Source organism: Flagellimonas spongiicola, from assembly GCF_023502425.1.
Taxonomy (GTDB): Bacteria; Bacteroidota; Bacteroidia; order Flavobacteriales; family Flavobacteriaceae; genus Flagellimonas; species Flagellimonas spongiicola.
This window is the reverse complement of record NZ_JAMFMA010000002.1, coordinates 689,594-714,525: the sequence shown is the minus strand read 5'-3', so window position 1 is coordinate 714,525 and position 24,932 is coordinate 689,594. Positions and strand designations below refer to the sequence as shown.

Here is a 24,932-nt window from a genome sequence, read left to right as displayed (position 1 = left end):
ATCAACAGACCAACTTCAAAAGAATTGTACCTTTGCGTACACCCAAACCAAAATACGTACTATGAAGATAGCTATAGGAAATGACCATGCCGGTACCGACTATAAACTGGCAATTATAGGCTTGTTGAAATCCAAAGGATTTGAAGTGGTAAATTATGGTACCGATGGTACTGATAGTGTAGACTATCCGGATTTTGTCCATCCCGTTGCCAACGATGTGGAAGCTGGTAATGTAGATCTCGGTATTGTAATCTGCGGAAGTGGAAACGGTGCTAGTATGACCATCAACAAACATCAGAATGTGCGAGGGGCACTTTGTTGGAGCAAGGAAATCACAGCATTGGCCAGAGAACACAATGATGCTAATATCCTAAGTCTTCCAGCACGTTTTATTGCTTTGCCACAAGCGCTGGAAATGGTGGAAACTTTTCTTAATACGGAATTTGAAGGTGGTAGACACGAACGACGTATCGAAAAAATTCCTTGCCGATAGGGAAATTCATTACCTATGGGGCACCACCATCACCATCATGGACATTCGCATTCCCATAATGATTTAAAAGGGAGAAATCTTCTCATCTCCATTGCGCTTAATATTGTCATCACGGTTTCCCAGGTGGTTGGCGGCATTATTTCAGGCAGTCTTGCCCTATTATCAGATGCATTGCACAATTTCAGTGATGTATTATCCTTGATCATAAGTTATGTGGCCACACTGTTGGGCCAAAAAAAGGCCTCAAAAAACAGGACATTTGGTTATAAACGGGCAGAAATACTTGCCGCCTTTATAAATGCTGCCACTTTAATGGTGGTGGCGGCCATTTTAATGATTGAAGCTGTGGAACGCTTTCTTGAGCCTCAAGAAATTGAATCCGATCTTGTGATTTGGTTGTCCTTGATTGCCATTTTAGGCAATGGTTTTAGTGTATTGTTGTTGAAAAAGGATTCCGCTGACAACATGAACATGAAATCAGCGTATCTTCATTTACTAACGGACATGATGGCTTCCGTAGCGGTTTTAATAGGTGGTGTATTGATGAAATATTACCAAATATTCTGGGTAGATGCTGTTTTGACCATGGCCATAGCACTGTATTTGGTGTATATGGGGTATGATTTACTCAAAGAATCCACCAAGGTGCTGATGCTTTTTACCCCAAGCACCATTGAAATAAAGGAAATAGTGGAATCTATTTGTGCCTTGGACCCAGTGAAGAATGTACACCATGTACATATTTGGCAATTGAATGAAGATGAGATCCATTTGGAGGCCCATATTGATTTTATAGAGGATATTCGATTGTCTGAATTTGATAAAATATTGGCTAATATTGAAGAACATGTCTACCATAAACATGGAATCAACCATGTGAACATCCAACCGGAATTTGATAAATGTGATTCCAAAAGTGTAATAGTGCAGGACTAATGGAAATACAGATTAAGACATTTGAACAATTATCAACAACAGAGCTCTACCAGCTGTTGGAATTGCGATCTGCCGTTTTTGTGGTGGAACAGGAATGCGTCTATCAAGATTTGGACGGAAAAGACCAAAAAGCCATTCATGTTTTAGGAATAAAAAACGAAAAACTGGTGGCTTACACCCGCATGTTCGGTCCTGGGGATTATTTTGAAAATTCAAGTATTGGCAGGGTAGTGGTTGCTGAGGACCAACGGCAATTTGGTTATGGAAAGGTGATCATGGAAGCTTCCCTGAAAGATTTGGAACGAAGGTTTCCTGAAACTCCAATTGAACTATCCGCACAAACCTATCTTTTAAAATTCTACAATAGTTTAGGATTTACAGAATTTGGCGAAGAATATTTAGAGGACGGTATTCCACATATTCGAATGAAAAAATGAACTACCAGACCTTTCAACCCCATCCCGATTTAGCAGCGTTGATCAGCTGCTATTGGACCTTGGAAGTACCGGCTACAGACCAGCCAGAAAAGCAACGTATAGTTCCAGATGGCAAAATTGAAATGGCTTTTGTGTTGGGGGATGATATCAAACGCTATACCTCGGAACAAGCATATATTTTACAACCCCGCGCCTTTGTTCTGGGCCAGACACTGGAACCCTTTTATGTTGAACCCACAGGGCAGGTCACTAGTTTTTCTGTTAGTTTTTACCCGTATGGTTTTTCCAATTTTGCAACAACACCCATAAAATCGCTTGCAAACAAAGAAACCCCCATTGCCCACATCTTTGGCGATACAATAGCGCACAACCTGGAACATCAAATTATTACGGCCAAGGATACCCAGGAACGCATCGGAATAGTTGAGAAATTTCTAATGGAACGCCTTCACCAATCGGACACAGTGGATGCCATTGTGACAAATACGGTTGCGGCATTAATGGCAACCAATGGAAATACATCCATAAGCAACATATTAAAAAAAGAACCCTCCAAAAGACGGCAATTGGAACGGAAGTTTGCAGCGCAAGTAGGAATCAGTCCCAAACAATTGGGCAAGGTCATCCGTTTGCAAAGCGCGTTGAAAATGTTGCTGAACCAAGAAGGGGAGAACCTAACCCATATTGCCTACGAAAGCAATTATTACGACCAGGCCCATTTCATAAAGGACTTTAAGGAGTTTACCGGAATAAGCCCAAAGGAATTCTTAGGACATAAGAACATGGAACTATCCGCAGCCTTTTATAAATAAAAACCGGTGTCGCATTCTTACAATTTTGTAGAGAGAACCTAATCTAGTTTTAACCATCAAATTAACCCGCAACATGAAAACAATAAAATCGGCTCTATTTGCTTTTCTGCTTTTAGGAATAGGCATGGCCTGTAACCCAAAAGAAAAACCACAACCCGTTAACACTGAAACACCAAAAACGACCACCATGAAAAGCTATATTTCCATTTTTGAAATTCCAGCTACGGACATTGACCGTGCCATTGATTTTTACCAAACAATTTTGGACATCGAGATTGAAAAACTGGAATTCCCAGGCATGGAAATGGGCCTGCTGCCTTATGAAGAACAAATGGTTACCGGGGTGATTGTAAAAGGGGAAGGTAATGAACCATCGGCCACGGGAATTACCATTTATTTAGATGGCGGAAACGATTTGCAGGCTGCTTTGGACAAAGTAACTCCAAAAGGTGGTCAGATACTTATGCCCAAAACGCCACACGCTGACGAAAGTGGCTTTTTCGCACTCTTTTTAGATTCGGAAGGCAACAAGATGGGGCTGAATTCCCCAAATTGATAGGGAATAACCTAAACACGTGGTTTGCATGTTCGATTTACACTAAAAAACCCGCTTAAAATCAATGATGTAACTTTAGTTGGTAATTAGACCATCAATCAAAGAACATCATGGACATAGAACTACAATCGGAAAGACTGTTGATCAGTCCAGTTTCCTTGGATGATTTGACGCACATCCACGAACTACATTCCCTGCCCGAAACAGATGAGTTCAACACCCTGGGCATTCCTAAGAATTTGGAAGAAACGAGGGAAATTCTGTCTGGTTGGATTGAAAAAAACAACTCGGGACAGCACACGAATTTTGCCTTCAAAATTGAGTTGGCGGAGGGCAAGGACTTTGTAGGCCTTATTGCGCTGAATCTGGGTATGCCCAAGTTTAAAATTGCCGAAGTCTGGTATAAACTGCACTCCAGATTCTGGGGCAACGGGTATGCCACTGAAAGCCTTAACCAAATTTTAAAGTTTGGGTTTGGCGAATTAGGGCTTCACCGTATTGAAGCAGGCTGTGCCGTGGACAATTTGGGTAGCATCCGTGTATTGGAAAAAGCAGGCATGACCCGGGAAGGCAGAAAGCGAAAAGTGCTACCACTAAAAAGCGGCTGGTCCGATAATTTTCATTACGCGATTTTGGAATCTGATTTTGTAAGTTAAGTTTATAATTAAACTTTCTTGAACACCCAATAATAATTACCGGGTACAATATTAATTATTAGTAATAGTTGTAAAGACGAATTATCCTGTTATTATGTATAAAAGACCTGTGCTGATAATTGCAATTCTATTAACACTATTATTGGAATTGATATTAATGATACTAGTCTACAATAAGGTGGGAGCAGAAAGATTACCAACTCAAATAGTTAGATTGATAATTCAATTGTTTTTAATTATTTGGGTGTTGGGAGGCAAATCAAATACAGGCCTGTATTTGTTAACGGCCTACCATATTCTTATTGGTCTCTTTGGAATATATTCAACTGAAATCAGCGGAATAATTGGACAAGCGCTCATAGCATTTCATCTTTTAATAGGAGTAATTATCTACTTTCATGATTGGATTGAGAGCAGATTACAGGGTAGGAAGCATTAAGAAAAACCAACAGAATTAAAAAGCGTTTATTTTAGAGAGATAAAGGTTAAGGGCCATGAAAAAAATAGAAGTCAATAGTATCCCATTGATTATTTCCATCTTATTGATTGCCGTTTCAATAGTAATAATGATGACCTCCAACTATATTTTAAGCCGAGAACATTATATTGGAATGGGCTGTATAGTTATTGCTTTAGTACTTTACATTATACATAGAAAATCTTATTCTTATTTCTTTCTAGCAACACTGTTTATTGGGTTAATAGGGTATTTGGATATTTATATTACATCTTATAAGATTGGTATTGCCGGCGTAGGCATTAACCCTATTTTTTTAGGTCTATTGTTCCTGCTTTTGGTTTTGGACAAAGAACTAAAAGACAAAATAATGCCAAACAATTAAGGCTTATACCACCCTAATTTAGCTTTCACTCATTCAAACACCCGGTTCCCTCGTTTTTGATTTTATAAATTTCGTTGAACAGGTACTTTTGGTTTGAACAATTAGCCAAGCCATTTTGAAGGACCTCATATATCTATCTTTTCTTTTAATTTCCAGCATTGCTTTTTCACAAGACAAACTACAAGGATATTATGCAGATAGCAGAGAAAAGGCAGACTTGGTTTTTAACAAGATCATTCTAAATCAGGTTAATCAGAATTGCCCTTACGTATTATTTTCGTCAGGTAACATATCTTATCTAATTATTCTAGATAGAGGAACCCATTATACAATAGTTCGTGCTGATCTTGATCAGATTGATAAAGTTGAAATCAAGAAAGTAAAAAATGAAACCAAACCAAACGAATTGCTTGCTACGGCGTTTGACTTTTCAATATATAAGAAGGAATTTATCTCTTTTCATTCGGAGTTTTATAAGGAAGGTTATGAAATTGCCAGTGGAAACCCTACTTATTTTGTTGCTAAGGATATGAATAGGGAAAGGTATGGCGAGAGTGTTTTGTCATTTTTTGTTTCTCCTAACCCCATTGACAAAAAAGTTTACCGATATCTGGCTGCGACACTTCTAAATCTGAATTAAGCACATACCATGAGACAAATTTTGCTTTTATTCTTGCTGTCTACTTCTTTTTCTTTTGGTCAATCTGATGATTTTAGTTCTTTTTTTCAACCAAAAGAAACTGACTCCCTATATATAAAAGCACTGGAAAAGTACATTGAACAATTAAAGGAAACTGAGTCAAAAACCGTTTATGTTGAGTATGAGGATTACCTAATGAGAATACCTAAAACCATCAGGGGCTTTGAAATCAAAAAATTAGGTTTTGCAAATCAAAAGGAGCATTTTAGGAAAAATAAAAATCATTTGATTTTGGTTAAAGTTTCTCCATTGACCATTGAAAACGGTCTTTTCCACATTACATTGACTCCCTATGCTGCCAAAAGGAAAGGAAAGAAAAAGATGGAGTTGGTTTACAGTCATTTTCACCAAACCTATTTTAGGTTTGAGAAAGAAAGATTAATTGTGATAAAAACAGAGCGGGGTGGTATTTAAAATTAACATGAAACAAACAATGCTGCTTTTGTCTCTAATTTCTTTTTCAGGTTTTGGTCAAAAACAAGTGTTTGGATGCTACACAAACTATTCTGAAAAGAACAACATGTTCGTTACTAAAATTCAATTGAATGAGGACGGGACGTTCATTTATGAATTTGTCGGTGATTTGGCCCACAATTGGGGCGATGGCATTTATCAAATAGACACTGATCAAGTGGTGATGTTGAAATTTGGCGAATCAGACCTGGATTCAATCCAGAGGATAGCGCAGTCTCTTTCATCTGGAAAAGAGATCTTTGGCACAAAGTTCTATGCATTTAAAGAGGGGAATCTATATCCTTTGAAAAAGGACGGAACCTTAATCAAAAGAGCTCGTTTGGTGAAAAAAGAATATTGCCGTTTCAGAAACGAATAATCCACAACCCAAATAATTCCTTACTTTGGTTTTGCCAAACGCCCAAAAGCAGAAACACTTATAATTAAATGCACAACTTTGAAGTGGAATATAGAATTCTTGGTGAATCAGAAGGAGGCAGAAGGAATTTGCCATCACCAGGAATAAAATGGGATTTCAGCTATGAACATCCGTCACACACAGCAGATGATTTATTTATGATTTGGCCCCAATTTTTAGATAAAAATGGAAAAGTCATTTCAAAATCCATAGCCCAGGTTCCGCAATCAGGAAGTGCAAGAATGTGGGTTGTGAGCGATGACATGAAAAAATATCACAAAGACAAAATTTATGTGGGAATGAAAGCTTATGGTATGGAGGGACCAAGGATTGTTGCCCATTACTTGGTTACCAAAATAGTGGATTTTGCACAGAACACCAGTGAATAAAACAATCCTCCATCCCAAAAATTCCTTACTTTTCCCTTGTGAATCATCTCCCCAAATCCAAACAAGAAGAACTAGAACTGCTTACCCAGCAGCTGTCCCCTATTAAAGAAGTGGAAATGGTGATCCTTTTTGGAAGCCACGCCCGCGGCAATTGGGTAGAGGACAAATATGTAGAAAAAGGCATCACCTACGAATACCGTAGCGATTTTGATATTCTAGTGGCACTCACCCACGAAGACCTCAAACAAAAATTCCGGATAGAAGGGAAGATAAAACAAGAATTGGTAGATACCGGAAAGGTGACCACACCCGTAAGCCTAATTTTCCATGGCATAAAACAACTCAATGCCTCCCTGACCCAGGGCAACTACTTTTTTAAGGACATTAAAGAAGAGGGGATTGTGTTGTACGATTCCGAAAAATTCAAACTGGCTACCCCTAAAAAACTAACACCGGAGCAGTACCGCCAAAAGGCCCAAGACCATTTTGACCAGTGGTTTGAGAGTGCAAAAGGGTTTTTAGACCTATTTGAATATTGCTTAAACAAACCAGATTTCCATTTGGCAGCATTTAATCTTCACCAAGCCACGGAGCGCTTTTACACCACCATTTTATTGGTGTTTACAGACTACCGTCCCAAAGACCACAATCTGGAAAACCTGGGCATAAAAGCAGAAATGTGCGATGCCCGTTTTGCCGTGTTCCCAAAAACAACGGATGAAGAAAAACACCGTTTTGAGCTCCTAAAACGCGCCTATATAGACGCCCGTTATAAAATGGACGAATACCAGATCACCAAAACGGAGTTGCAGATTTTAGCAGCGCAGGTAAATAAACTCAAGCAGCTAACGGAGGAGATTTGTGGGGGGAAGATAGGGGAGATAGCTAAAGATTCAGAGGAGAAATAGGATGCCAGAACAGAAGAATTCGGAAAGAGGAATAATTGTCAATGAAATTTTAAGCATTAGAAACCTAAGAATTAGGCGCCTAATGCTGATTTTTTTAGATTACTTTTTATTTGGGTTATTTTTCGCCCCAATATTCATTTTGGTTGAAATAGTTTTTGCCGATTCAAATCCGAAATTAGAATCTAAAATTGCTGATGGACTTTTGGTATTGTTCATATTCTTCTATTTAAACAAAGATTTGTTGAGGGGAAAAAGTCTTGGCAAGAGATTTTTTGGATATCAGGTTGTGGATTTAAAGTCTGGAAACGCAGCCAGCGGCCTTCAATGTTTTTTTAGGAATCTAACCATAGGATTTCTCTGGCCAGTTGAAGTAGTTTGTGCTGTTATTAACCCAAAAAGAAGAATTGGGGATTTTTTGGCCAAAACGGAGTTGTTGGATTCGGAACAGGAGAGTTTGGTGTCGGCTTGGCGTGAACTGATGAACAAATTCGGAAGATAATATGTTGGTTCAATATGGGAAAAACTAAACTTTTAATATTGGACTTAGACGGGGTTTTGATAACAAACCCACCATGGAAAGCAGACCGAATTCACGCGGATGGTTATTCTGAATTTAATCACTCTTGTGTTGAAAACTTGAACCGACTACTGTCACTCACTGAATTTGAAATTTGGCTGAGTTCTACAAGAAGAACAAAAATGACGTTGGCGGAATTCAACTTAATTTTTAAGAACCGAGGAATACAAACTAGAATCTCTGGATTTTTACCGGAATACCCAGATTGTAAAAACCGGAAGGAGGAAATAGTAAGATTTATATCGGAGGTTAAGCCAAATGAATTTCTGATAATAGACGATGATAAATCATTAAATGGGTTGGAAGACAGGATTAAAAACAGGTTAGTTTCAACCGAATTAACAAAAGGATTCAATTCGGAGAAATTAGAAGAGGCTATAAAACTGCTGGAAATTCGATAATAGCTTCAGCTTTCCCAACAAAAGGTTAAACCGCTAGCGGGGGTTAACCAAAGGTTCTATCTTGATTCGGTTAAATCGGATAGGCGCATTGGCGTTCAATCCACCACCATCAAATCAAGAAATGAAAACAAGCAAATTCCACTGCGCCACTTTTGCGCTGGCCATGGTTGTTATGGGCTGTAACACCAAAAAAGAACAACCAAAAAACACAGAACCAACCGTAAAAGAGACCTCTTATTCCTGGCAAAATGCACCGGGCACAACGCCTAAAGTTTTTATGCCCGGCATTGTTTCCACAGATGCCTTTGAGTTCGCCATCACCTTTAGTCCAGAAATGGACGAGATGTTCTTTACACGACGCAAAAAGGATGCAGATAACGAGATTTTCCACATGAAATTTGAGGAAGGCAAATGGCAAGCTCCAGAATTGGCCTTTTTTAAACCGGAAATTGGATGGGATTTTGAACCGCATATAAGTCCAAAAGGGGACATGCTCTATTTTGGCAGTTTGCGACCCCTACCAGATTCCACAGAATCTTCAGGGTTAAACCAATGGAAGAGTAAAAAAACACCAACCGGCTGGGGCCAACCAGAACCGCTGACAGCGCCGTTCAGTGACCGCTTTGTAATGTTCCTTACCGCTTCAGATGAAGGCAATTTGTATTTCACCTCACGGGAAGAAGGCGCGGAACGTGGGGACGGCGGCATCTATAAATCCGCAAACGAAGCAGGAACATACAGCACCATAGAACGATTGGCTCCTAACGTCAATATTGATGGCAAATGGAAAGCACACCCATACATTGCGCCGGATGAAAGTTATATCATTTTTGATGCGGAACAGGACGAAGGTTTTGGGGACAGTGACCTTTTTATCAGCTTTAAACAGAATGGGCAATGGACCAAGGCCATCAACATGGGTCCGCAAGTAAATACCGAGAAAACCGAAATGTGTCCCAGTGTCTCTCCAGACGGCAATTATTTGTTTTTTCACCGAGGTCGTTATATAGAGGATGAAGAAGAAAGTGGAGACATTATGTGGATTGATTTTGGATTGTTGAAGAAAGACCTATTGGGTCAAACAGTTGTTGTAAATTGAGGATTTAATAGCGATAAAATCCGATTAACATGACAACTCCGGACCACATCACACGCAATGGGTATACACATGTGATTTATGAAGCGGATAGCTTTTCTGCCAACGAATCCGTGGAGCGCAGCAAGGCATTTCATGAATGGTTGGATACACGTCGTTCTGTACGGGAATATTCCAATCAAGAAGTCCCCAAGGAAATCATAGATAATTTAATTAAAAGTGCATCTACCGCACCATCAGGGGCGCATAAACAGCCGTGGACATTTTGCGCGGTATCCAATCCGGCCTTAAAATCGGAAATACGAAAGGCCGCCGAAGCTGAAGAAAAGGAAAGCTACGAACACCGCATGAGTGAACGTTGGAAAAAGGATTTGGAACCGTTGGGAACGGACATGTACAAACCTTTTCTGGAAGTAGCGCCCTGGTTGATCATTGCGTTTAAAAAAGTCTACGAATTTGATGAGCAGGGGAACAAACACAATAATTACTACGTAAATGAGTCCATAGGCATTGCCTGTGGCATGCTAATATCAGCCATTCACAATGCAGGTTTGGTTACATTGACCCACACTCCCAGCCCAATGAATTTTTTGACCAAAATACTGGACAGGCCCAGTAATGAACGTGCATTTTTGTTGCTTCCGGTGGGTTATCCAAAATCTCCGGCCTATGTCCCGGACATCCATCGAAAGTCCTTGGAAGAAGTTGCAGTGTATTATGATTAAACAAGCCTTTTTCCAAGCTTCATCCGTATCAGCAGCTCTAGTTTTAAGATAAGATTTACCGGTTTTTCGGATTTGTTTTTTCTGGAGAAGTAAAGGTAACCTTCCGTATACGGGTTTAGTCGTTCTAACTCCATTTTCCCATGATAATGGGGTTGCGATAGCGCTAAGCTCTTCAGTTTTTTAACGGACAACCCTCTGGAATCTAGGAATGCTATTAGTTTTTTCCGATTGACAAAAGTGATGTTACAAGCGGTAAAAGTATCCACTTCATCCGCATAAATTCCAGTAACCAAAGCATAGAAATCCGTGGTTTTGTTCGCATCCAACAACCACCCGGTTTTTTGTTCGCCATGTTTCTCGTAATACAGCTCAAAAGCAAAAGTTGGGAGATTTTCGTTGAGGTAATCCAACTGGGCTTTTTCGTCTATTAGCATTATTTGCCCGGTTCTTTTGTGTTTGAGCACCAAATCCACCCCATTCAATTGATCTTCCAAAATAGTGGAGCGCTTAAACGTGTAGTGTTTTAAGTGTTTTTGATAACATTGATCCAAATAATTGGAAAGGAGGCGTTCTTTGTTTAGATCGGATTTAAAATTACTTTTCAAGTTCCTTTATTTTCCGGAACAGGGCTTCGCCAATTCCCCTGACCACACCAATAACCAACGCATTGCCCATAAAAAAGGCACGTTTGGTATCAGAAATACCCGCAAGTTGGGTGTGATTGTCCGGAAACATGTTCAACCGTTCCAATTCAACTGGGGAGAGCCTGCGCAACCCCTTTCGTGTTTGTACCACATGTTTAAACCGTGAAGGGGACTTGCCGCCCTCTCCGGTAATTATGGTTCTGGAAGGTTGATCAAGGGCATCAGGAAAAACCATACTGCCCTCGCTGTAATTATATTCAAAACCAGCTTTGGTTCTGCGAATCTCTTTTTTGGCACCCTTTAAATAGGTCCACTTTGGCAACTCCTCTTCAGGAATGAACAGGCTTTCATCTGCACTTCCGTTTTCTAGGATGTCGGACAAGGTGGTTGCCGGCATTGTCTGGGAAGCCTTGGTTTTTAAGGTGCTTACTTTTCCATTAATGCAACTACCGGTGTTTAGAAAGGGTGAAAGCCCACCTGTTTTGTTGAAACTTTCGGAAATGGAAACCAAATCATCAGAAAGCTCAAACGAACATAACGCGCCTTTTTCCTTGAAAACGGGAAAAGCTTGGGCAATGGTTCCCTCTGATGTCATCCATGCCTCGGGAGATGATTTGGCCATTGCTTTGTAGGCAGAAGAGGATTTGTGATAACCCAGAAAAAAAACGCGCCTTCGGCGCTGAGGCATGCCATATTCCGCTGCGTTTATCACGCGCCATTCCACGGCATAGCCCAATTCATCCAGGCTCTTCAACATGACCGCAAAATCCCTGCCCCGTTGGGTGGAGGGAGATTTCAACAAGCGGTCCACATTTTCAAAAAACAGATACTTGGGAGGGGTCTTTTTTTCCGAAATAATACGGTGAATGGACCACCAGAGCACCCCTTTTTTCCCAATAAGGCCCTTTGAGTTTTTTAGAGTGGTGGCCACGGAGTAATCCTGGCAGGGAAATCCACCGACCAAGATATCATGGTCAGGAATGGCAGAGGTAGGTACTTCCTCAATGTTTTGATTGGAATGGTTTTCAGCACCAAATCGAGCTTCATAAACAAGGGATGCATGCTGCATTTTGGTAGACGGTTCCCATTGATTGCTCCAAACCACACGGTAATTCCCAGTGTCTTCCAACCCCAATCTAAAACCTCCTACACCGGCAAAAAGCTCGCATACCTTTAATTGCTGCATGCTTCAAAAATAGGATTTTCTACAAGTCCTTTAAGAGTCTGATGTAATTTTTCCAAGGACCAACGTCGTTGGCATAGTGTTTTACCATAACCCGGCTAAGTTGATTGATGTGTGCCAAATCGTGTATAGTCCATGTGGATAATAATTGTGCGAGCGTAACCGCTCCCAGTTCAGGATGAACTCCTTTTTTGTTGAGGTCTTCATCCGTTAGTTTCCAGGCCTTAAGTTGCTGTAGCGATTCTTGACGAAGCCGTGTAAATTCCTCCAATAGCTCATTGGTGCTTTTCCCTTTTGAAAGGGTTTCTTGCGCAAAACGGTCAAAGGGTTTAAAGGTTTTATCCTCATTGTCTCCTAAAATGATTTTGGCCCTAGGAATCCAATCGGTCCGTTCACCATGGATTAAATGACCAATGATGTCATATGCACTCCATGTTTTAGGTCCTTCATTAATCGTGGCCCATTCGCAATCGAGATCTTGAAATAAGGCCCTGAATACGGCAGGTGTTCGCTCTAGGATTTTGATGGATTTGTTCAATTCAAAATTCATGACAGTTGTTTTTTTGATGTTAACAAAGCTTGTTGAAATGAAGCCACTGCACGGGAAATATCTTCCTCGGTGGTGGCCCAGGAGCAAATACTGATTCGTATTGCTTTTTTTCCTTCCCACTGCGAACCTCCAGCCCAACATTCCCTGCTTTCTTGCACATTGAACAAGGTAGTCTGCGTAAGCTCATCTGTGTCGCACCGCAGTAAAACTTGATTAAAGACAACATCGTTCAATACTTGGAACCCTTCAATTTTTGAAATTTCATTTTTAAACTGGACAGCTCGTTTATGGAAGGTCTCAACCATTTCATTGACCCCCTCTTTCCCCAAATACTTTAATGCTGCCCAAAGTTCTATGATTCGAGCCCTACGCGACATTTCAGGCGTATAAAACATACCGTCTCGCTCCTCACCTTTGATGATGTAGCTTCCGGTCATGTGTAAGGCCGACTTCAGCGCTTCTGGGTATTTACAGAGCACGACTCCGCTATCGTAGGGCGTGTTGAGTGTTTTGTGGGCGTCCACAGCCCAGGAATGGGCATGTTGAATGCCTTTGGTGAGATAGGATAGGTTTTGTGTGGCCTGTGCCCAAAGACCAAAGGCACCATCAACATGGATCCAAGCGCCTTTTTCGGCAGCTTCTCTACCTATTTTTTCAAATTCATCAAAAGATCCAGTATTAACATTGCCTGCCTGAAGAATTAAGATACAGGAAGCATCCAATTCTGGGATTTGCGATGTGAGGATTCGACCTTGTTCATCAGTTTCCACCCACTCAATGTTCTTATACCCAAACCCCAACAACGATATGGCTTTTAATACGGTGGAATGTGCTTGTTTTCCAGTTACAATTCGGAGTTTCGGACTACCATTCAATCCATTTTCGTTAACATTCCACCCCATTTTATCCAATTGATGATAGCGTCCTGCTGCCAAACCGCATAAATTGGCCAAGGATGTACCACTTACAAAACCCGCTACTGTTGATTCCGGTAAACCAAATAAGTCACGAAGCCATTTTTCCACGACACTTTCCAGTTTACTACCAATAGGCGACAGTACTTGCATTGCTGGTGCTTGATCCCAGACTGTGGATAGGGATTTGGTTGCCAAGGTAATGGGGAGTGCACTTCCTGTGACAAATCCAAAATAACGACCACCCAAGGTTGCAACAGTGGCTGGTGCACCATGGCGTTGTAACAATTCCAACACCTGGGTAGAATCTCCTTTTTTATGTGGTAAATTCTCTTCAAAAAGTTGTAATTCTTCGAGCGCTGTGGTAGTGGGAAAGACATTCCTTTCAAAGATCTCAGCAATATAGTCTTTGGCGTACTCATGTGCTTTGGATAAATCTGATTGGGATTGCAACTCAGCGAACATTTGTTTTTGGAGGCCACTCATATCTAAATATTGATAATTATCGATTTTATAAACTAAAAAAATTATAGCTCTTTGGCTATTTCCTTTAAGTAGGAATTGATATTTTCCTCATTTCGCTGGAAATAGGTCCATTTTCCAATCCGTGTAGGTGTAATCAACCCTACATTTTGAAGTTGGGAGAGGTAATTTGAAATTGTAGACTGTGATAATCCCGATTTTTCGAAGATATGCTGTCCGCAAACCCCAAAGTTAAAATGGCCCAGTTCTTTATGTGGAGGAAACTCCTGCTCCGGATTCTTCAACCATCGTAAAATCTCCATCCGGGTTTTGTTGGAAAGTACTTTGTGCACTTCAATTAGGTCCATACTTCAAATATAGTAAATATCGAGATATGTCGATATCAAAATCAATAAAGCCGTTATTCTATCAGTTTCAAATCTTCATCATACAAACCAACCAACAGACTATTTCCATTACCATCAACCTTAACCCCTCCGTATTTGGCTGCTTCATATTTTTCGCCTTCACCTTCTTGAAAGAAGTAAGATTCTGCTCCAATATTAATATTGTTCCAAGCCTTTTTGTGATAATTGATCAAGAGCTCTCCAGCATTGATTGGCACTTTATTTTCTTGAATCCTGAACGATTTAACTGTGCCGTCTTCATGAATTGAAATCACACAATACCCATTTTTGGTAATGCTGTCGTAATCAATCTCGTTGGAAATACCATAGCGCAATCGCATATAATCACCCTGGATTAGAGAGCGTGGATCAATGGGAGCCAATTCCAATAAAATCAAAGTGCCATCTTCAAGCAAACGTTCTTTTTTGATAACAGAATTACCCAAAAGCATAGCGACCAATATTAGGTTCACAAGTATCAAGATCTTTTGGATTTTACTCATTTTTACTGGTTTTAAGAAGTAGGAAATAGCAGCATAAAAGCACAAGTCCGGAACTCATCAGGATAATGGATTTGGTCAATAGGGTAAAAGTAAGATCGTAATAGTATTGAGAAACAAAATAGATCAGTGCAATAATACCAATCCCTAGCCCGGTTTTGTAATTCACTTTAAAACTCAAAAGTATGATTAGAATGGCCCCACAAATTGAGGGCGCAAATAAAGTAGGGAGCAGCACCAACAAAGTGAGTAGATAAATCAACACTTTGCTATTAGTTCGCACAACAGCCATCAATTTTAGGATATCGTAAACAAGGTAGACATTTGCTATAAGTATGGATAAGGAAGAAAGCCAAATCCAATTTTCATCCACGGGAATCAACCCTCTTTTCCCAAGGGCAATCAGCCCCATCAAAAAAGAGAATATTAGCCCAATACGCAATGGGCCATAAACACTTGAGGTTTTGTTACCTGATGTGAAAAAAAGCGCTTCTGTGCGAAAGCATATCAACAAGGAAAAAGCATAAAACGCAATAAAAAGATGGATAAGTTCATAACGGTCATTAGCAATAATAAGAATCATCAAACAAACGGCTATTGCCATTATTGATATAAACAAAAGCATGAAGTTCCGTACAATAAAAAGGCTGCAAATTGCCACAATCAACACCGAAATCGTCACAACATTTTCGTCTATATCCCAACTTAAAAACGCAGCAATTACCAGGGCTATACCAATGAGATAAATGGATATGCTAAAGGTATCCGTTATTAAATTGTCATATAACCGATTTAAAGCAAGGGAACTGGCAATAAAAATTACGCCAAGAACCAACATGCTAATCTCTGAATCATATATCCCGAAAAAAGTCAATGAGGCCATAAAGGCCAACGAGGCCAATATGCCACCAACAACGGAGAGAATCTTAATGGACAAGCTGGACTTTTCCGAACCATTTGCGGCCATTGCTGCCTCCAACGCCTTTTTATCAAGGTTGAGGTCATTGCCATCCTGGATTTTGCCCAATAAGTGTTTTAATCTAGTCTTCGGCTCCATCGTTTATGTAGTTTAACGAGCAGCAGTATTAAAGCCGTAATACTCGCAATTATGAATAAGCTGATAAAAAAGAACATTCCCGCACTTTCAGAAATTTTAATTAATAGCGCAGTAACCATAATAATGCCGCTAAAGCCAACAATTGATAGGTAAAAGGGTTTTTGTCTTAAAAGCCCGTGCCAAACCGAAGCTGTATAGAGTATTGCGCCAGTCAATAGCAATAGATAAAAGGCAGCTTCCGGAGGATCATATAATCCTGCGCAAACGCCCATTGTGGCATAAGTTATAGCGGCCAATGCCAGAAGGTAATTAAACCATTGTGGCATTTTAAGGGCTGGTATCCACTTTGAGCCCAGCATAAAAAGTAGTAAAAACAAGCTATTGATCCAAAACAGTAAAGTGAACAAAAACACGACAGACCAATCGTGGGCCACTTGTTCTGAGTATAGGATTATAGTGATGTTCACCAAGGTGATAAAAACCGTCCAGAGTGCGGCAAAATTTACAATTGCAACCCATATTACGATAAATAACGTCCAATTTAAAAAGAGGTCGTAAGCGTTAGCCCCAGTCTGATAAATTTGTCCAAAAACGGCCAAAAACACACCAACCAAGAGCGCTCCGGCTGTTAGGAGCACTTTGTTTAAAACGGGGTTCATTTTGATGAAAGAACCGGCCAAAACAGTAACAAGGATTAGACTCCCAACTAATCCGAGCTTGAAAAACTTATGCATGGAGTCCCAATTATAGGCGAAGAAAAATATTATGCCCGCTACGGTAAATGCAACCCCAGTTCCCAGTAAAAACAATTTTAAAAACCGAATCCAAGAGTTGGAATCGTTGTAGATGTTTTTATTCAATACCTGAGAAACAGCAGTAGAACTCCAATTACTGAACTTGGCAATGAGCCTTATTTCTTCCCTACGGATTTCTTCCATAGTCAGTAATATACTAAAAACGGATGATCCATGGACCTCTAAATTGGCGGTCTGGTATTCTCGATTTAGGAATGAAAATCTATATAGGTTAATTTATTTCTGCCTATTGTGTAAGATCAGCAAGGTGATGATATAGATTAATACAATGCCAAAGGGAATAGCCGTAAACCGATGTTCTGGAAGGGCGTACCATAAGCCCAAAACAAGGACTGTTCTACTTACCGCATGGAATATTCCAACCCAGTGTTTGATAATCCAAGAAAAAGGAATCCACATGCCCCCAAGTAATATTCCAACAGTCAATGGCAAGGATGTATAGTCTACCAAAAAGAAAGGAATTGCTATGGCATATACCATTACAGCTTGACCTACAGTATAAAAAAATAGGGTGTCAAATTCATTTTTCTGCTTGTTTTTAGCCATAAAATTTTCGCCTGTATATCGGGATATGAACATGGCCAAATAAACAATAGAGCCCGTACCAATGAACAACACCCAAACCGTAGTCTTCACAGGTAGGAACAAGGCAGCGATACCTACAAGCGCCCATATTAAGGCTCCTGACAAAGGTGTTGCCAAGAATTTTCCATTAGAAAAATCGGCGCGTTGATTCTCTAAAGAGGGTTGATTGGTTTCCATAATGCAATAAAAATTAGTTTGGTATTCCAATTATGAAATTACCACATTCATTGAATACAATGTCGCTTTACAAAACCAAAACTTAAAGCGCGTCAAGGAATAAGTAGATGATATTTGGATTTATTTCTCCATTTTGCCTGGTAATCCCGGTCTACAAAGTGTATTATCAAATCTGCTTGATAGTCATGATCAGTAAAAAAAACCGTTACATCTGCCTGGTAATCGGCATCTGTAAAAAACCATAGGCCCTCATTGCCTTTGGCCTGATAGTCTGCAGCTACCTTGTGTACCAGTAAATCAGCTTTATAATCAAGATCGGCCACAAATACCTTGATGTCTGCTTGGTAGCCCCGTTCTACGGCAAATATCTTTTGTGCTTGCATTCGGGATAGGGAAAATAAAGTTAGCGTAAAAAAAAGCGTGGATTTCATTGCTTTCAGTTTTGAACAACCGAGCTAAAATCATGCCAATCAACTTGGATTAAGCAAATCAAGAAGGGTGTCAATCCAATTGGACTGTGCATCCGATTGATCATGAATCAAAGCATTCTTTCTGGAAAAGACACGAACGAATAAATCAAAACGGATACGATAAATCATTTTTTTTAGCTCTCGTTCGTCTTTTCCTTTCGATTTATCCAGCTTTTCCAATTCTTTTTTCCACCAATTCCAATTGGTCTTTTCTGGGTTGGCTAAATCCTTTAGTAGTTGTGTGTCAAATTTGGATACCCATTTCCGTTCTTGTTCCAACGCATTATCCAATGCCTCCAGTTTTAGCTTCAAGGGCTTTGATTTTACTAAGGCCTTATACTGTTGTGATAAGCTGTCCAATTGAAACATGCCTTTATAATCCTTTATAATCCGTTCCAATTGTTCTGCTTCGTATAACAGCTGTTTATTCGTTCTGAACTGTGAAAGCAATTCATAATCCCGCTGGTACGCTTTCAGTAGCTCCTCTTTTGGAAGCGGCGATTGCGTTTTAAGCTTTTGTAGATGTAACCAATCAAAAGCGCGCAGCATTTGCGTTTCGGGTGGCCAACGATGTTCCCCATCAAAGGTGATTAGTGTATTATTGTATTTGATGAGGTTTAAGTAGGATTTGTTCTCTACCATTTCCCTATAATTCATATCTCGATCACCACATAAGCCCACATATGCATAACCTTGTGCAGAAGGTTGGTGCTCATTAAGACCTGAAAACCCTGCACCACAACCAACCACACCCGCAAATTTGTCTGTGATTGATGCTACGGCCGCCGCCAATCGCGATCCACCGGAGAGCCCCGCAGCATAAATTTCGCCATCTATAATGGAAAAATTAGCGAATACATGGCCGAACAAGTTGTTGGCGATGGCAAAATTCCGATCATATGGTGCATTTCTTGAATTGTTGGAACAAACAACGATGTGCCCATATTTTTCGGCGCTAGAGATAAATGGCCCCACACCAATTGCGCCTCTTGCGGCGGGTTCAAAAACAAAAATTATGGAACTTGACTTTTCTGTGGAATAGGTAGTAGGCAGATAGAGCGCAAAATATTCATTGGGAGAATCCTTTACTGGAATGGAATCAATTACTTTTCCAATTTCCAATTGATTTTGCCCTTGCATTGGAAGGACAAAAATGCAGAGCACCCATAAAAAAGAACGCATCCTCATGATTTAGTTGAGAATCGCATTATACTTTGATGAATCATTGAGCAAAACGGTTGCAGATTGAATTGCTTCATCTTCTTGCAAGTAATACTGATACAACCCTTCTCTATAAAAATACCGTTTAATGATCTCATCTTCCAAGTTCTTTTGAATCTCTCGTTTATAGGTGTCCAAAGCGGCTATTTTACCCTTGTTCATTGCGAGTAGTAAATCTTTGTATTTCTCTTGCACCTCAGCACCCAAAAGATGCTCTTCGGAATTCATGGTTTGTTCAAGTAAGGTTTCGGACTCAGATTGAAAAGAGAAATCCTGGCTTTTTGCATATTGCTTGAATGCTTGAAAGTCGGAATCTTCAAAGGCAAACTCAGGTACTGAACCAAAATCACGATCGTAATAGAAGTCCGTGGCAAAATCAAAAATGATGTTATGCTGGTTTAGTGCATCTATTAAACTATTGGTTTTTATTGAAGCGATTTCCACATCGGGCATAACCCCACCGCCATCCTGGACCTTACGGCCATTTCTTGTGGTAAATTCTTTAAAATTTGTATTTCTTACCGCGTTTCCTTCTTCGTCCCTATTCCAATAATCCAAGGATTGAATACATCTTCCGGAAGGGGTATAGTAACGGGAAATAGTGACTTTTAATTGGGTTCCATAGGTTAATTTCAATGGACGTTGAACCAGTCCTTTGCCAAAACTCCGGGCACCCATGATGACAGCACGATCCAGGTCCTGTAATCCGCCTGAAACAATTTCGCTTGCCGAAGCACTATGGCCATCGACCAAAATCACCAATGGAATATCCAAATCTTCAGGCTGATTTTTGGTTTTATATTCTTGATTGAACTTTTTAACCTTGGATTTTGTGGTAACGATCAATTCGCCTTTAGGTACAAAAAGGTTGGTTACATTGATAGCTTCTGACAATAAACCTCCAGGATTACCCCGTAGATCAAGTACCAATCGTTCGGCACCTTTTCCTTTTAAATCCTGTAGGGCGGATTTGGTTTGCCCGGAAGCTTTTCTGTTGAATCTAGATAGGACGATATACCCTGTTTTGTCATCGATCATTTCATAAAAAGGCACAGCATCTACTTCAACGCCTTCTCTTTTTAAGGTTGCGGTTTTGGTCTCACCTTGTCTCACAAATGTGACATCTACGGATGTGTTATTGGCCCCTTTGAGCAGTTCTCGGGCATTGTCATCAAAATCAGACACCTTAATATCACCTATTTTGATGATTTCATCTCCTGCTTTTAGGCCCGCATTATCTGCTGGATAACCTTTATAGGGTTCAACAATAAGCAGCTTGCTTTCATAGGAACGCACTAGAGCACCAATTCCCGAGTATTCACCCGCATTGTTGATTTTATAGGCTTCAACATCCTGTTCATTTAAAAACCGGGTATATGGATCGAGCTCCTCCAACATATTTTTTATGGCCGAATCCATTAATTCGGCAGGGTTGGTCTCATCCACATAATTCATGTTAAGCTCCTTGAACAATGTGGTGAAGATTTCGATTTGCTTTGCAATCTCAAAAAAGTCACTTTTAAATCCGGAGGTAGTTACAAGAAGGGTAACTGCCAAAACAGGAATCCAAATACGTTTATTGTTCGGTTTTTTCATGGGATTCTTTTTTTATGAAAGCCTGCAATAGCTGAATTACGGCATTGTCCACTTCATTTGCACTTGGCATCTTATTGCCAAGGTATAAAAATAGAAACGCAAAGTTTCCCTCAACATTGTTAAAAAGCAAGGACTTGTTGCGTCTGTAAGACTCGCGTAATAATCGCTTGATTCGATTTCGTTTTATCGCGCTCTTGAACTTTTTTTTAGGGGCTACAACAGCCACCTTAAAATTGACGTGTTCAAATTCGCAATTGGCATATAGTAATTTTACAGGGAAGGCATTAATGGACTTACCCGCTGTAAAAAGTTGCTCAAAAAGTATTTTACTCTTGAGCTTCTCGTTTTTGCCAAGCGTAGCTTTCATAAAAAATGGTATCCCTAAACGGACAATTCTTCTACCTAAAGGTAGATATCAATTGGTTTTTAGGGCTGATAAACATTGTTTTCGCCATCCACATCTGCCATTAATTGCGAAGGATCAATAACCATGGCTTGGATACTTTCCATTGGCTTATCAATGATCAGTTCATACGTAGGATGCGCCCATCCCCAATCTTTGACCACTGTTCTTGGAAGGCTTGGATATGGGTTTTCTTTTTCCCCCCGCATTAGTTGCAACGGAATATAAAAGGTTTCTTGAGACCCGTCTTTATTGGCGACCAAAATATCTAGCGGCATAGGCATATCGCCGATGCGTTCCAAGGTGATTTTGGTTTTGTTGCCTACAGCCTCAACATTTTTGAACCCGTAGTCAATGGTATTTGTTGTTTGTGTCCAATCTACCAAATACCAATCCAATTCCATTCCGGAGAATTTTTCAGCGGTACGTTTTATATCATTGGGTACAGGATGCTTGAATTTGAAATCATCAAAGTACTTTCGGATGGTTTCCATAAGCTTGTCCTGACCGATAACATAGCCCAATTGTGATAGAAAGATTGCACCCTTGCTGTAGGCCGCGATACCATAAGCAAAATTGGTAGCATATCGGTCTGCATGTGTAGCTTGTGGTTTTTCAAGACCAGAATTCACCAAAGCATAATAACCTTTATAAGAACCTTCAAATGGATTTTCTTTTCCTTGCTCCATGATTTCGTTCATACATAAACTACTGATAAAGGTTGTAAATCCTTCATCCATCCATTCATGCTTAGACTCATTTGTGGCAAGCACATGTTGAAACCAAGAATGCGCCATTTCATGAACCATTACGCCCACAAGGCTTTCAAATGAACGATTTCCAGTAATCAAGGTGCTCATGGCGTATTCCATTCCACCATCACCGCCATGTACCACAGAGTACTGCTCATAAGGATATTTGCCAATATTTTTACTGAAAAAACGCATGGCATCTGCCGTTTTTGGCTGTAGCTTTTTCCAGTTATCAATGATTTCCGGATCATTTTTATAATAGAAATGTAATGTGGGTCCATCTTCCATTTTTAGAATATCATGGACATACTCTGGATCTGCACCCCACATGAAATCGTGCACTTGCGGTGCTTTAAAATGCCAAGTCAAAGTTTTGCCTTTGGTTTTTACTTTGGTTCCAGGTGTTTCATAACCGTGCCCTACTTCCTGAGGGTTTTGGAGATACCCCGTACCGCCCACAACATAGTCTTTATCCAAAGTCAACTTAACATCATAGTTGCCCCATACACCGTGAAATTCTCTCGCAATGTATGGGTTGGCATGCCAACCTTCAAAATCGTATTCGGATAATTTAGGATACCATTGACTCATTGAAAGCGCAACACCTTCCTTGCTATTTCTTCCAGATCTTCTTATCTGTAAAGGTACTTGACCCGCGAATTGCATATCCAATGTGGTTTTCCCACCAGAAGGAATAGGATTGGCCAAATCAACCACCAAAATGGTACCTTCCTCATTGAATGTGACAGGATTTCCATCTTGTGTAAGGGTTTTTACGTGCAAATAGCCCATTTGCTCTTCGGACAAAGCCGCTATCCTACTTTTACCTTCCTCCATCATTCTTCCATCAGGATCTTTGATGCTTTGTAGGCGCGCATCCATCTGACTTCCGGGCTGAAAAGCATTAAAGAAAAGATGGTAATACACGCGGTCTAAGACGTCAGGGGAGTTGTTGGTATAGATCAATTTTTGAGTGCCAGTATACTGGTAGGTCTCAACATCCATGGTAACATCCATGGTGTAATCTACTTCTTGCTGCCAATAAGAGGTGTTTTGGGCAGACAGGGATAAAATTCCGCTAAAAACCGAAATTATAAGTACTTGGATTTTCTTCATTTTCTATTTTGTATTGGCGGTTAACGTTGCTTTTCCTTTGGAAATATTTGCAGCCAAAAGGAGCGCATTATAGGCATTAACCATTTTTCCTGATTTGGAAATTTTATCGAATGTTGAAGCATTGGCAGCATCTCCAGGAACAACTATTGAAGCTTTGGAGCTTAATCCGGATTGAATAAGGACTTGTTTTACCTGCGCAGCTGTCAGTTTTGGATAATAAGAACGAATTAATGCCGCTACGCCAGCAACGGCTGGGGCGGCCATGGAGGTACCACCCATAAAATCATATTTATTGTTTGGTAGTGTGGAGTAGATTTCAGCTCCAGGTGCAAAAACATCAACGTTTTGTTTGCCATAATTTGAGAATGTGGCCACCATTTTGGAACCATAGCTACTTGCCAGTGCTCCAACTGTAATCAGATTGTCAGCAATTTCCATGGAACCAAATTTATGATCGTTAGGATAATTAGCATTTTCCGGGTTGTCTAAATCATGCCCATCATTTCCTGCCGCATGGACAATCAATACATCCTTTGATGCCGCATATTTTATAGCATCATAGACCCACTGCGCATTCGGCGAATATGATTTTCCAAAGCTACAGTTGATGATTTTCGCGCCGTTATCAACAGCATAGCGAATCGCCATGGCAATATCCTTATCGTATTCATCCCCATTAGGTACGGCCCTAAGACTCATGAGTTGAACATTCTTGGCAACACCGTTTACCCCTTTCCCGTTGTTTCTTTCGGCAGCGATAATACCGGCAACATGGGTGCCATGGCTTTCAGTATCAACGCGGTTTTTTGGATTACCATTTCCATAGGACTTATCGGAAAAATTATAGGGATCATCACCAACAGTCTGTCGACCATTAAAATCCTTATTAAGATTGTAATTAACCTGATCTGTGAAGTAGGTAATTCCTTCATTGAGTTCTTCCAATACTTCAGGAATGGTTTCACCGTAGGTGAACATCTGAGTCAAGACAGCAATATTTTGCTTCATTTCCTCCGATTTTGGCTCAATGGAAAGTAGTTCTTTTTTGGAATAATTACTCTTCCCCAATTCCTTTTTTACGGCATCATCTGCATATTTTACTACTTGTACAATTTGCTCGTATTGCTGCTTGTTTTGAAGGGCTTTTGGGTATTCTTCATCCAGTTTTAAACGTGCTTTTGCCCTTACAGAAGCATCACCGATACCCAATCGAAGCATTCTTACGTACTCCAATTGCTCGTTGTAGGCTTCACCCAAGAAGTTATAGCCGTGGATATCATCTACATAACCATTACCGTCATCATCACGACCATTATTGGGACGTTCGCCCTTATTGGTCCAAAGTACACCATCCAAGTCCTCATGTTCAATATCAATACCTGAATCCACAACCGCAACAATGACGGTCTTCCCACTTTTGTTTTTTATGATTTCGCGATACGCCTTTTCCACACTCATTCCAGGAATTGTATCCGCAATAAGGTCTGCATGGCCCCAAGTCTGTTTTTGGGATTCCGAGAGTTCGGAAACTTTCAGTGGGACGGTATCAATGTTTTCAACTGGGGTAGAAACCAGAGTAGTAGCACCGCATCCCATCAGGAATATGGTAGCAGAAGCTAGCGTGAAAGAAATTTTGAAATAACTGCGATTCATAAATTGAGATTTTTTTCTAATGTAAAAC

31 protein-coding genes are annotated in these 24,932 nt (G+C 40.2%); 16 read left to right on the top strand and 15 right to left on the bottom strand.

Translation table 11 applies throughout. The features are described from left to right. Positions 1-61: 61 nt before the first annotated feature. From M3P19_RS09485 to M3P19_RS09410, 16 genes are all read left to right on the top strand, one after another. Positions 62-493 carry an RpiB/LacA/LacB family sugar-phosphate isomerase gene (locus tag M3P19_RS09485; protein WP_249657428.1) on the top strand — a complete coding sequence of 144 codons (432 nt, stop codon included), beginning with the start codon at positions 62-64 and terminating at the stop codon, positions 491-493. Between the two features lie 15 nt (positions 494-508). Continuing rightward, positions 509-1,429: a cation diffusion facilitator family transporter gene (locus tag M3P19_RS09480; RefSeq protein ID WP_249657427.1), complete on the top strand. Its 921-nt coding sequence runs from the start codon at positions 509-511 to the stop codon at positions 1,427-1,429. Next, positions 1,429-1,866, top strand: a complete 438-nt coding sequence (locus M3P19_RS09475; protein ID WP_249657426.1) for a GNAT family N-acetyltransferase — start codon at positions 1,429-1,431, stop codon at positions 1,864-1,866. Before M3P19_RS09480 ends, M3P19_RS09475 begins: the two co-directional genes overlap by 1 nt. After that, a complete protein-coding gene (locus M3P19_RS09470; protein ID WP_249657425.1) occupies positions 1,863-2,678 on the top strand; it encodes an AraC family transcriptional regulator in 816 nt (271 codons plus the stop codon). Before M3P19_RS09475 ends, M3P19_RS09470 begins: the two co-directional genes overlap by 4 nt. Positions 2,679-2,751: 73 nt before the next feature. After that, positions 2,752-3,234: a VOC family protein gene (locus M3P19_RS09465; RefSeq protein ID WP_249657424.1), complete on the top strand. Its 483-nt coding sequence runs from the start codon at positions 2,752-2,754 to the stop codon at positions 3,232-3,234. Positions 3,235-3,344: 110 nt separating this feature from the next. After that, entirely contained in the window at positions 3,345-3,890 is a 546-nt protein-coding gene (locus M3P19_RS09460) for a GNAT family N-acetyltransferase (RefSeq protein ID WP_283777928.1), read from the top strand. A gap of 494 nt (positions 3,891-4,384) precedes the next feature. Further along, the gene (locus M3P19_RS09455; protein WP_249657423.1) at positions 4,385-4,732 is read left to right on the top strand and encodes a hypothetical protein; all 348 of its coding nucleotides are present in this window, start codon (positions 4,385-4,387) and stop codon (positions 4,730-4,732) included. A gap of 115 nt (positions 4,733-4,847) precedes the next feature. After that, a complete protein-coding gene (locus M3P19_RS09450) occupies positions 4,848-5,372 on the top strand; it encodes a hypothetical protein (RefSeq protein ID WP_249657422.1) in 525 nt (174 codons plus the stop codon). Positions 5,373-5,381: 9 nt separating this feature from the next. Further along, the gene (locus tag M3P19_RS09445; protein ID WP_249657421.1) at positions 5,382-5,846 is read left to right on the top strand and encodes a hypothetical protein; all 465 of its coding nucleotides are present in this window, start codon (positions 5,382-5,384) and stop codon (positions 5,844-5,846) included. 7 nt (positions 5,847-5,853) lie between these two features. Continuing rightward, positions 5,854-6,264 carry a hypothetical protein gene (locus M3P19_RS09440; protein ID WP_249657420.1) on the top strand — a complete coding sequence of 137 codons (411 nt, stop codon included), beginning with the start codon at positions 5,854-5,856 and terminating at the stop codon, positions 6,262-6,264. A gap of 68 nt (positions 6,265-6,332) precedes the next feature. Further along, the gene (locus M3P19_RS09435) at positions 6,333-6,692 is read left to right on the top strand and encodes a hypothetical protein (RefSeq protein WP_249657419.1); all 360 of its coding nucleotides are present in this window, start codon (positions 6,333-6,335) and stop codon (positions 6,690-6,692) included. A gap of 38 nt (positions 6,693-6,730) precedes the next feature. Further along, a complete protein-coding gene (locus M3P19_RS09430) occupies positions 6,731-7,600 on the top strand; it encodes a HEPN domain-containing protein (RefSeq protein WP_249657418.1) in 870 nt (289 codons plus the stop codon). Between the two features lies 1 nt (position 7,601). Further along, positions 7,602-8,099 (top strand): RDD family protein, encoded by a 498-nt coding sequence (locus M3P19_RS09425; RefSeq protein WP_313791621.1) that lies wholly within the window; start codon positions 7,602-7,604, stop codon positions 8,097-8,099. 14 nt (positions 8,100-8,113) lie between these two features. Beyond that, positions 8,114-8,578: an HAD domain-containing protein gene (locus M3P19_RS09420; protein WP_249657416.1), complete on the top strand. Its 465-nt coding sequence runs from the start codon at positions 8,114-8,116 to the stop codon at positions 8,576-8,578. 121 nt (positions 8,579-8,699) lie between these two features. Then, the gene (locus M3P19_RS09415) at positions 8,700-9,677 is read left to right on the top strand and encodes a TolB family protein (protein WP_249657415.1); all 978 of its coding nucleotides are present in this window, start codon (positions 8,700-8,702) and stop codon (positions 9,675-9,677) included. 29 nt (positions 9,678-9,706) lie between these two features. Next, entirely contained in the window at positions 9,707-10,399 is a 693-nt protein-coding gene (locus M3P19_RS09410) for a nitroreductase family protein (RefSeq protein ID WP_249657414.1), read from the top strand. Here the strand turns inward: M3P19_RS09410 and M3P19_RS09405 are convergent. The 15 genes from M3P19_RS09405 to M3P19_RS09335 all read right to left on the bottom strand — a co-directional run bounded on the left by M3P19_RS09405 (position 10,396) and on the right by M3P19_RS09335 (position 24,904). After that, on the bottom strand, positions 10,396-11,004 hold the full coding sequence (locus tag M3P19_RS09405) for a hypothetical protein (protein ID WP_249657413.1): 609 nt from the start codon (positions 11,002-11,004) through the stop codon (positions 10,396-10,398). The two genes, M3P19_RS09410 and M3P19_RS09405, sit on opposite strands and share 4 nt — an antisense overlap. Continuing rightward, positions 10,994-12,229: a DNA (cytosine-5-)-methyltransferase gene (gene dcm, locus M3P19_RS09400; protein WP_249657412.1), complete on the bottom strand. Its 1,236-nt coding sequence runs from the start codon at positions 12,227-12,229 to the stop codon at positions 10,994-10,996. Before dcm ends, M3P19_RS09405 begins: the two co-directional genes overlap by 11 nt. 19 nt (positions 12,230-12,248) lie before the next feature. Beyond that, positions 12,249-12,776 carry a DinB family protein gene (locus M3P19_RS09395; RefSeq protein ID WP_249657411.1) on the bottom strand — a complete coding sequence of 176 codons (528 nt, stop codon included), beginning with the start codon at positions 12,774-12,776 and terminating at the stop codon, positions 12,249-12,251. Beyond that, on the bottom strand, positions 12,773-14,176 hold the full coding sequence (locus M3P19_RS09390; RefSeq protein ID WP_249657410.1) for a pyridoxal phosphate-dependent decarboxylase family protein: 1,404 nt from the start codon (positions 14,174-14,176) through the stop codon (positions 12,773-12,775). Before M3P19_RS09390 ends, M3P19_RS09395 begins: the two co-directional genes overlap by 4 nt. 41 nt (positions 14,177-14,217) lie before the next feature. Next, a complete protein-coding gene (locus M3P19_RS09385) occupies positions 14,218-14,520 on the bottom strand; it encodes an ArsR/SmtB family transcription factor (protein WP_249657409.1) in 303 nt (100 codons plus the stop codon). Between the two features lie 53 nt (positions 14,521-14,573). After that, positions 14,574-15,062 carry a GDYXXLXY domain-containing protein gene (locus tag M3P19_RS09380; RefSeq protein WP_249657408.1) on the bottom strand — a complete coding sequence of 163 codons (489 nt, stop codon included), beginning with the start codon at positions 15,060-15,062 and terminating at the stop codon, positions 14,574-14,576. After that, positions 15,055-16,116, bottom strand: coding sequence for a DUF4401 domain-containing protein (locus M3P19_RS09375; RefSeq protein ID WP_249657407.1), 1,062 nt, complete (start codon positions 16,114-16,116; stop codon positions 15,055-15,057). Before M3P19_RS09375 ends, M3P19_RS09380 begins: the two co-directional genes overlap by 8 nt. Beyond that, entirely contained in the window at positions 16,095-17,054 is a 960-nt protein-coding gene (locus M3P19_RS09370; RefSeq protein WP_249657406.1) for a DUF2157 domain-containing protein, read from the bottom strand. The genes M3P19_RS09375 and M3P19_RS09370 overlap by 22 nt, the downstream gene beginning before the upstream one ends. A gap of 93 nt (positions 17,055-17,147) precedes the next feature. Further along, positions 17,148-17,693, bottom strand: coding sequence for a DUF7010 family protein (locus M3P19_RS09365; protein WP_249657405.1), 546 nt, complete (start codon positions 17,691-17,693; stop codon positions 17,148-17,150). 92 nt (positions 17,694-17,785) lie between these two features. Beyond that, positions 17,786-18,124: a 7(1) septoil knot domain-containing protein gene (locus tag M3P19_RS09360; RefSeq protein ID WP_249657404.1), complete on the bottom strand. Its 339-nt coding sequence runs from the start codon at positions 18,122-18,124 to the stop codon at positions 17,786-17,788. A gap of 39 nt (positions 18,125-18,163) precedes the next feature. Continuing rightward, entirely contained in the window at positions 18,164-19,345 is a 1,182-nt protein-coding gene (locus M3P19_RS09355) for a hypothetical protein (RefSeq protein WP_249657403.1), read from the bottom strand. 9 nt (positions 19,346-19,354) lie between these two features. Beyond that, positions 19,355-20,980, bottom strand: a complete 1,626-nt coding sequence (locus M3P19_RS09350; protein WP_249657402.1) for a S41 family peptidase — start codon at positions 20,978-20,980, stop codon at positions 19,355-19,357. Beyond that, positions 20,961-21,347 (bottom strand): ribonuclease P protein component, encoded by a 387-nt coding sequence (locus M3P19_RS09345; RefSeq protein WP_249657401.1) that lies wholly within the window; start codon positions 21,345-21,347, stop codon positions 20,961-20,963. The genes M3P19_RS09350 and M3P19_RS09345 overlap by 20 nt, the downstream gene beginning before the upstream one ends. 59 nt (positions 21,348-21,406) lie before the next feature. After that, on the bottom strand, positions 21,407-23,251 hold the full coding sequence (locus M3P19_RS09340; protein ID WP_249657400.1) for a M1 family metallopeptidase: 1,845 nt from the start codon (positions 23,249-23,251) through the stop codon (positions 21,407-21,409). Between the two features lie 3 nt (positions 23,252-23,254). Beyond that, entirely contained in the window at positions 23,255-24,904 is a 1,650-nt protein-coding gene (locus M3P19_RS09335) for a S8 family peptidase (RefSeq protein WP_249657399.1), read from the bottom strand. Positions 24,905-24,932: the final 28 nt, after the last annotated feature.

Bases quoted from the DNA above. Each gene is read 5' to 3' on its own strand.
- M3P19_RS09485 (WP_249657428.1), top strand. From the start codon at position 62: ATGAAGATAGCTATAGGAAATGACCATGCCGGTACCGACTATAAACTG.
- M3P19_RS09480 (WP_249657427.1), top strand. From the start codon at position 509: ATGGGGCACCACCATCACCATCATGGACATTCGCATTCCCATAATGAT.
- M3P19_RS09475 (WP_249657426.1), top strand. From the start codon at position 1,429: ATGGAAATACAGATTAAGACATTTGAACAATTATCAACAACAGAGCTC.
- M3P19_RS09470 (WP_249657425.1), top strand. From the start codon at position 1,863: ATGAACTACCAGACCTTTCAACCCCATCCCGATTTAGCAGCGTTGATC.
- M3P19_RS09465 (WP_249657424.1), top strand. From the start codon at position 2,752: ATGAAAACAATAAAATCGGCTCTATTTGCTTTTCTGCTTTTAGGAATA.
- M3P19_RS09460 (WP_283777928.1), top strand. From the start codon at position 3,345: ATGGACATAGAACTACAATCGGAAAGACTGTTGATCAGTCCAGTTTCC.
- M3P19_RS09455 (WP_249657423.1), top strand. From the start codon at position 4,385: ATGAAAAAAATAGAAGTCAATAGTATCCCATTGATTATTTCCATCTTA.
- M3P19_RS09445 (WP_249657421.1), top strand. From the start codon at position 5,382: ATGAGACAAATTTTGCTTTTATTCTTGCTGTCTACTTCTTTTTCTTTT.
- M3P19_RS09440 (WP_249657420.1), top strand. From the start codon at position 5,854: ATGAAACAAACAATGCTGCTTTTGTCTCTAATTTCTTTTTCAGGTTTT.
- M3P19_RS09435 (WP_249657419.1), top strand. From the start codon at position 6,333: ATGCACAACTTTGAAGTGGAATATAGAATTCTTGGTGAATCAGAAGGA.
- M3P19_RS09425 (WP_313791621.1), top strand. From the start codon at position 7,602: ATGCCAGAACAGAAGAATTCGGAAAGAGGAATAATTGTCAATGAAATT.
- M3P19_RS09420 (WP_249657416.1), top strand. From the start codon at position 8,114: ATGGGAAAAACTAAACTTTTAATATTGGACTTAGACGGGGTTTTGATA.
- M3P19_RS09415 (WP_249657415.1), top strand. From the start codon at position 8,700: ATGAAAACAAGCAAATTCCACTGCGCCACTTTTGCGCTGGCCATGGTT.
- M3P19_RS09410 (WP_249657414.1), top strand. From the start codon at position 9,707: ATGACAACTCCGGACCACATCACACGCAATGGGTATACACATGTGATT.
- dcm (WP_249657412.1), bottom strand. From the start codon at position 12,229: ATGCAGCAATTAAAGGTATGCGAGCTTTTTGCCGGTGTAGGAGGTTTT.
- M3P19_RS09395 (WP_249657411.1), bottom strand. From the start codon at position 12,776: ATGAATTTTGAATTGAACAAATCCATCAAAATCCTAGAGCGAACACCT.
- M3P19_RS09390 (WP_249657410.1), bottom strand. From the start codon at position 14,176: ATGAGTGGCCTCCAAAAACAAATGTTCGCTGAGTTGCAATCCCAATCA.
- M3P19_RS09385 (WP_249657409.1), bottom strand. From the start codon at position 14,520: ATGGACCTAATTGAAGTGCACAAAGTACTTTCCAACAAAACCCGGATG.
- M3P19_RS09380 (WP_249657408.1), bottom strand. From the start codon at position 15,062: ATGAGTAAAATCCAAAAGATCTTGATACTTGTGAACCTAATATTGGTC.
- M3P19_RS09375 (WP_249657407.1), bottom strand. From the start codon at position 16,116: ATGGAGCCGAAGACTAGATTAAAACACTTATTGGGCAAAATCCAGGAT.
- M3P19_RS09370 (WP_249657406.1), bottom strand. From the start codon at position 17,054: ATGGAAGAAATCCGTAGGGAAGAAATAAGGCTCATTGCCAAGTTCAGT.
- M3P19_RS09365 (WP_249657405.1), bottom strand. From the start codon at position 17,693: ATGGAAACCAATCAACCCTCTTTAGAGAATCAACGCGCCGATTTTTCT.
- M3P19_RS09360 (WP_249657404.1), bottom strand. From the start codon at position 18,124: ATGAAATCCACGCTTTTTTTTACGCTAACTTTATTTTCCCTATCCCGA.
- M3P19_RS09355 (WP_249657403.1), bottom strand. From the start codon at position 19,345: ATGCGTTCTTTTTTATGGGTGCTCTGCATTTTTGTCCTTCCAATGCAA.
- M3P19_RS09350 (WP_249657402.1), bottom strand. From the start codon at position 20,980: ATGAAAAAACCGAACAATAAACGTATTTGGATTCCTGTTTTGGCAGTT.
- M3P19_RS09345 (WP_249657401.1), bottom strand. From the start codon at position 21,347: ATGAAAGCTACGCTTGGCAAAAACGAGAAGCTCAAGAGTAAAATACTT.
- M3P19_RS09340 (WP_249657400.1), bottom strand. From the start codon at position 23,251: ATGAAGAAAATCCAAGTACTTATAATTTCGGTTTTTAGCGGAATTTTA.
- M3P19_RS09335 (WP_249657399.1), bottom strand. From the start codon at position 24,904: ATGAATCGCAGTTATTTCAAAATTTCTTTCACGCTAGCTTCTGCTACC.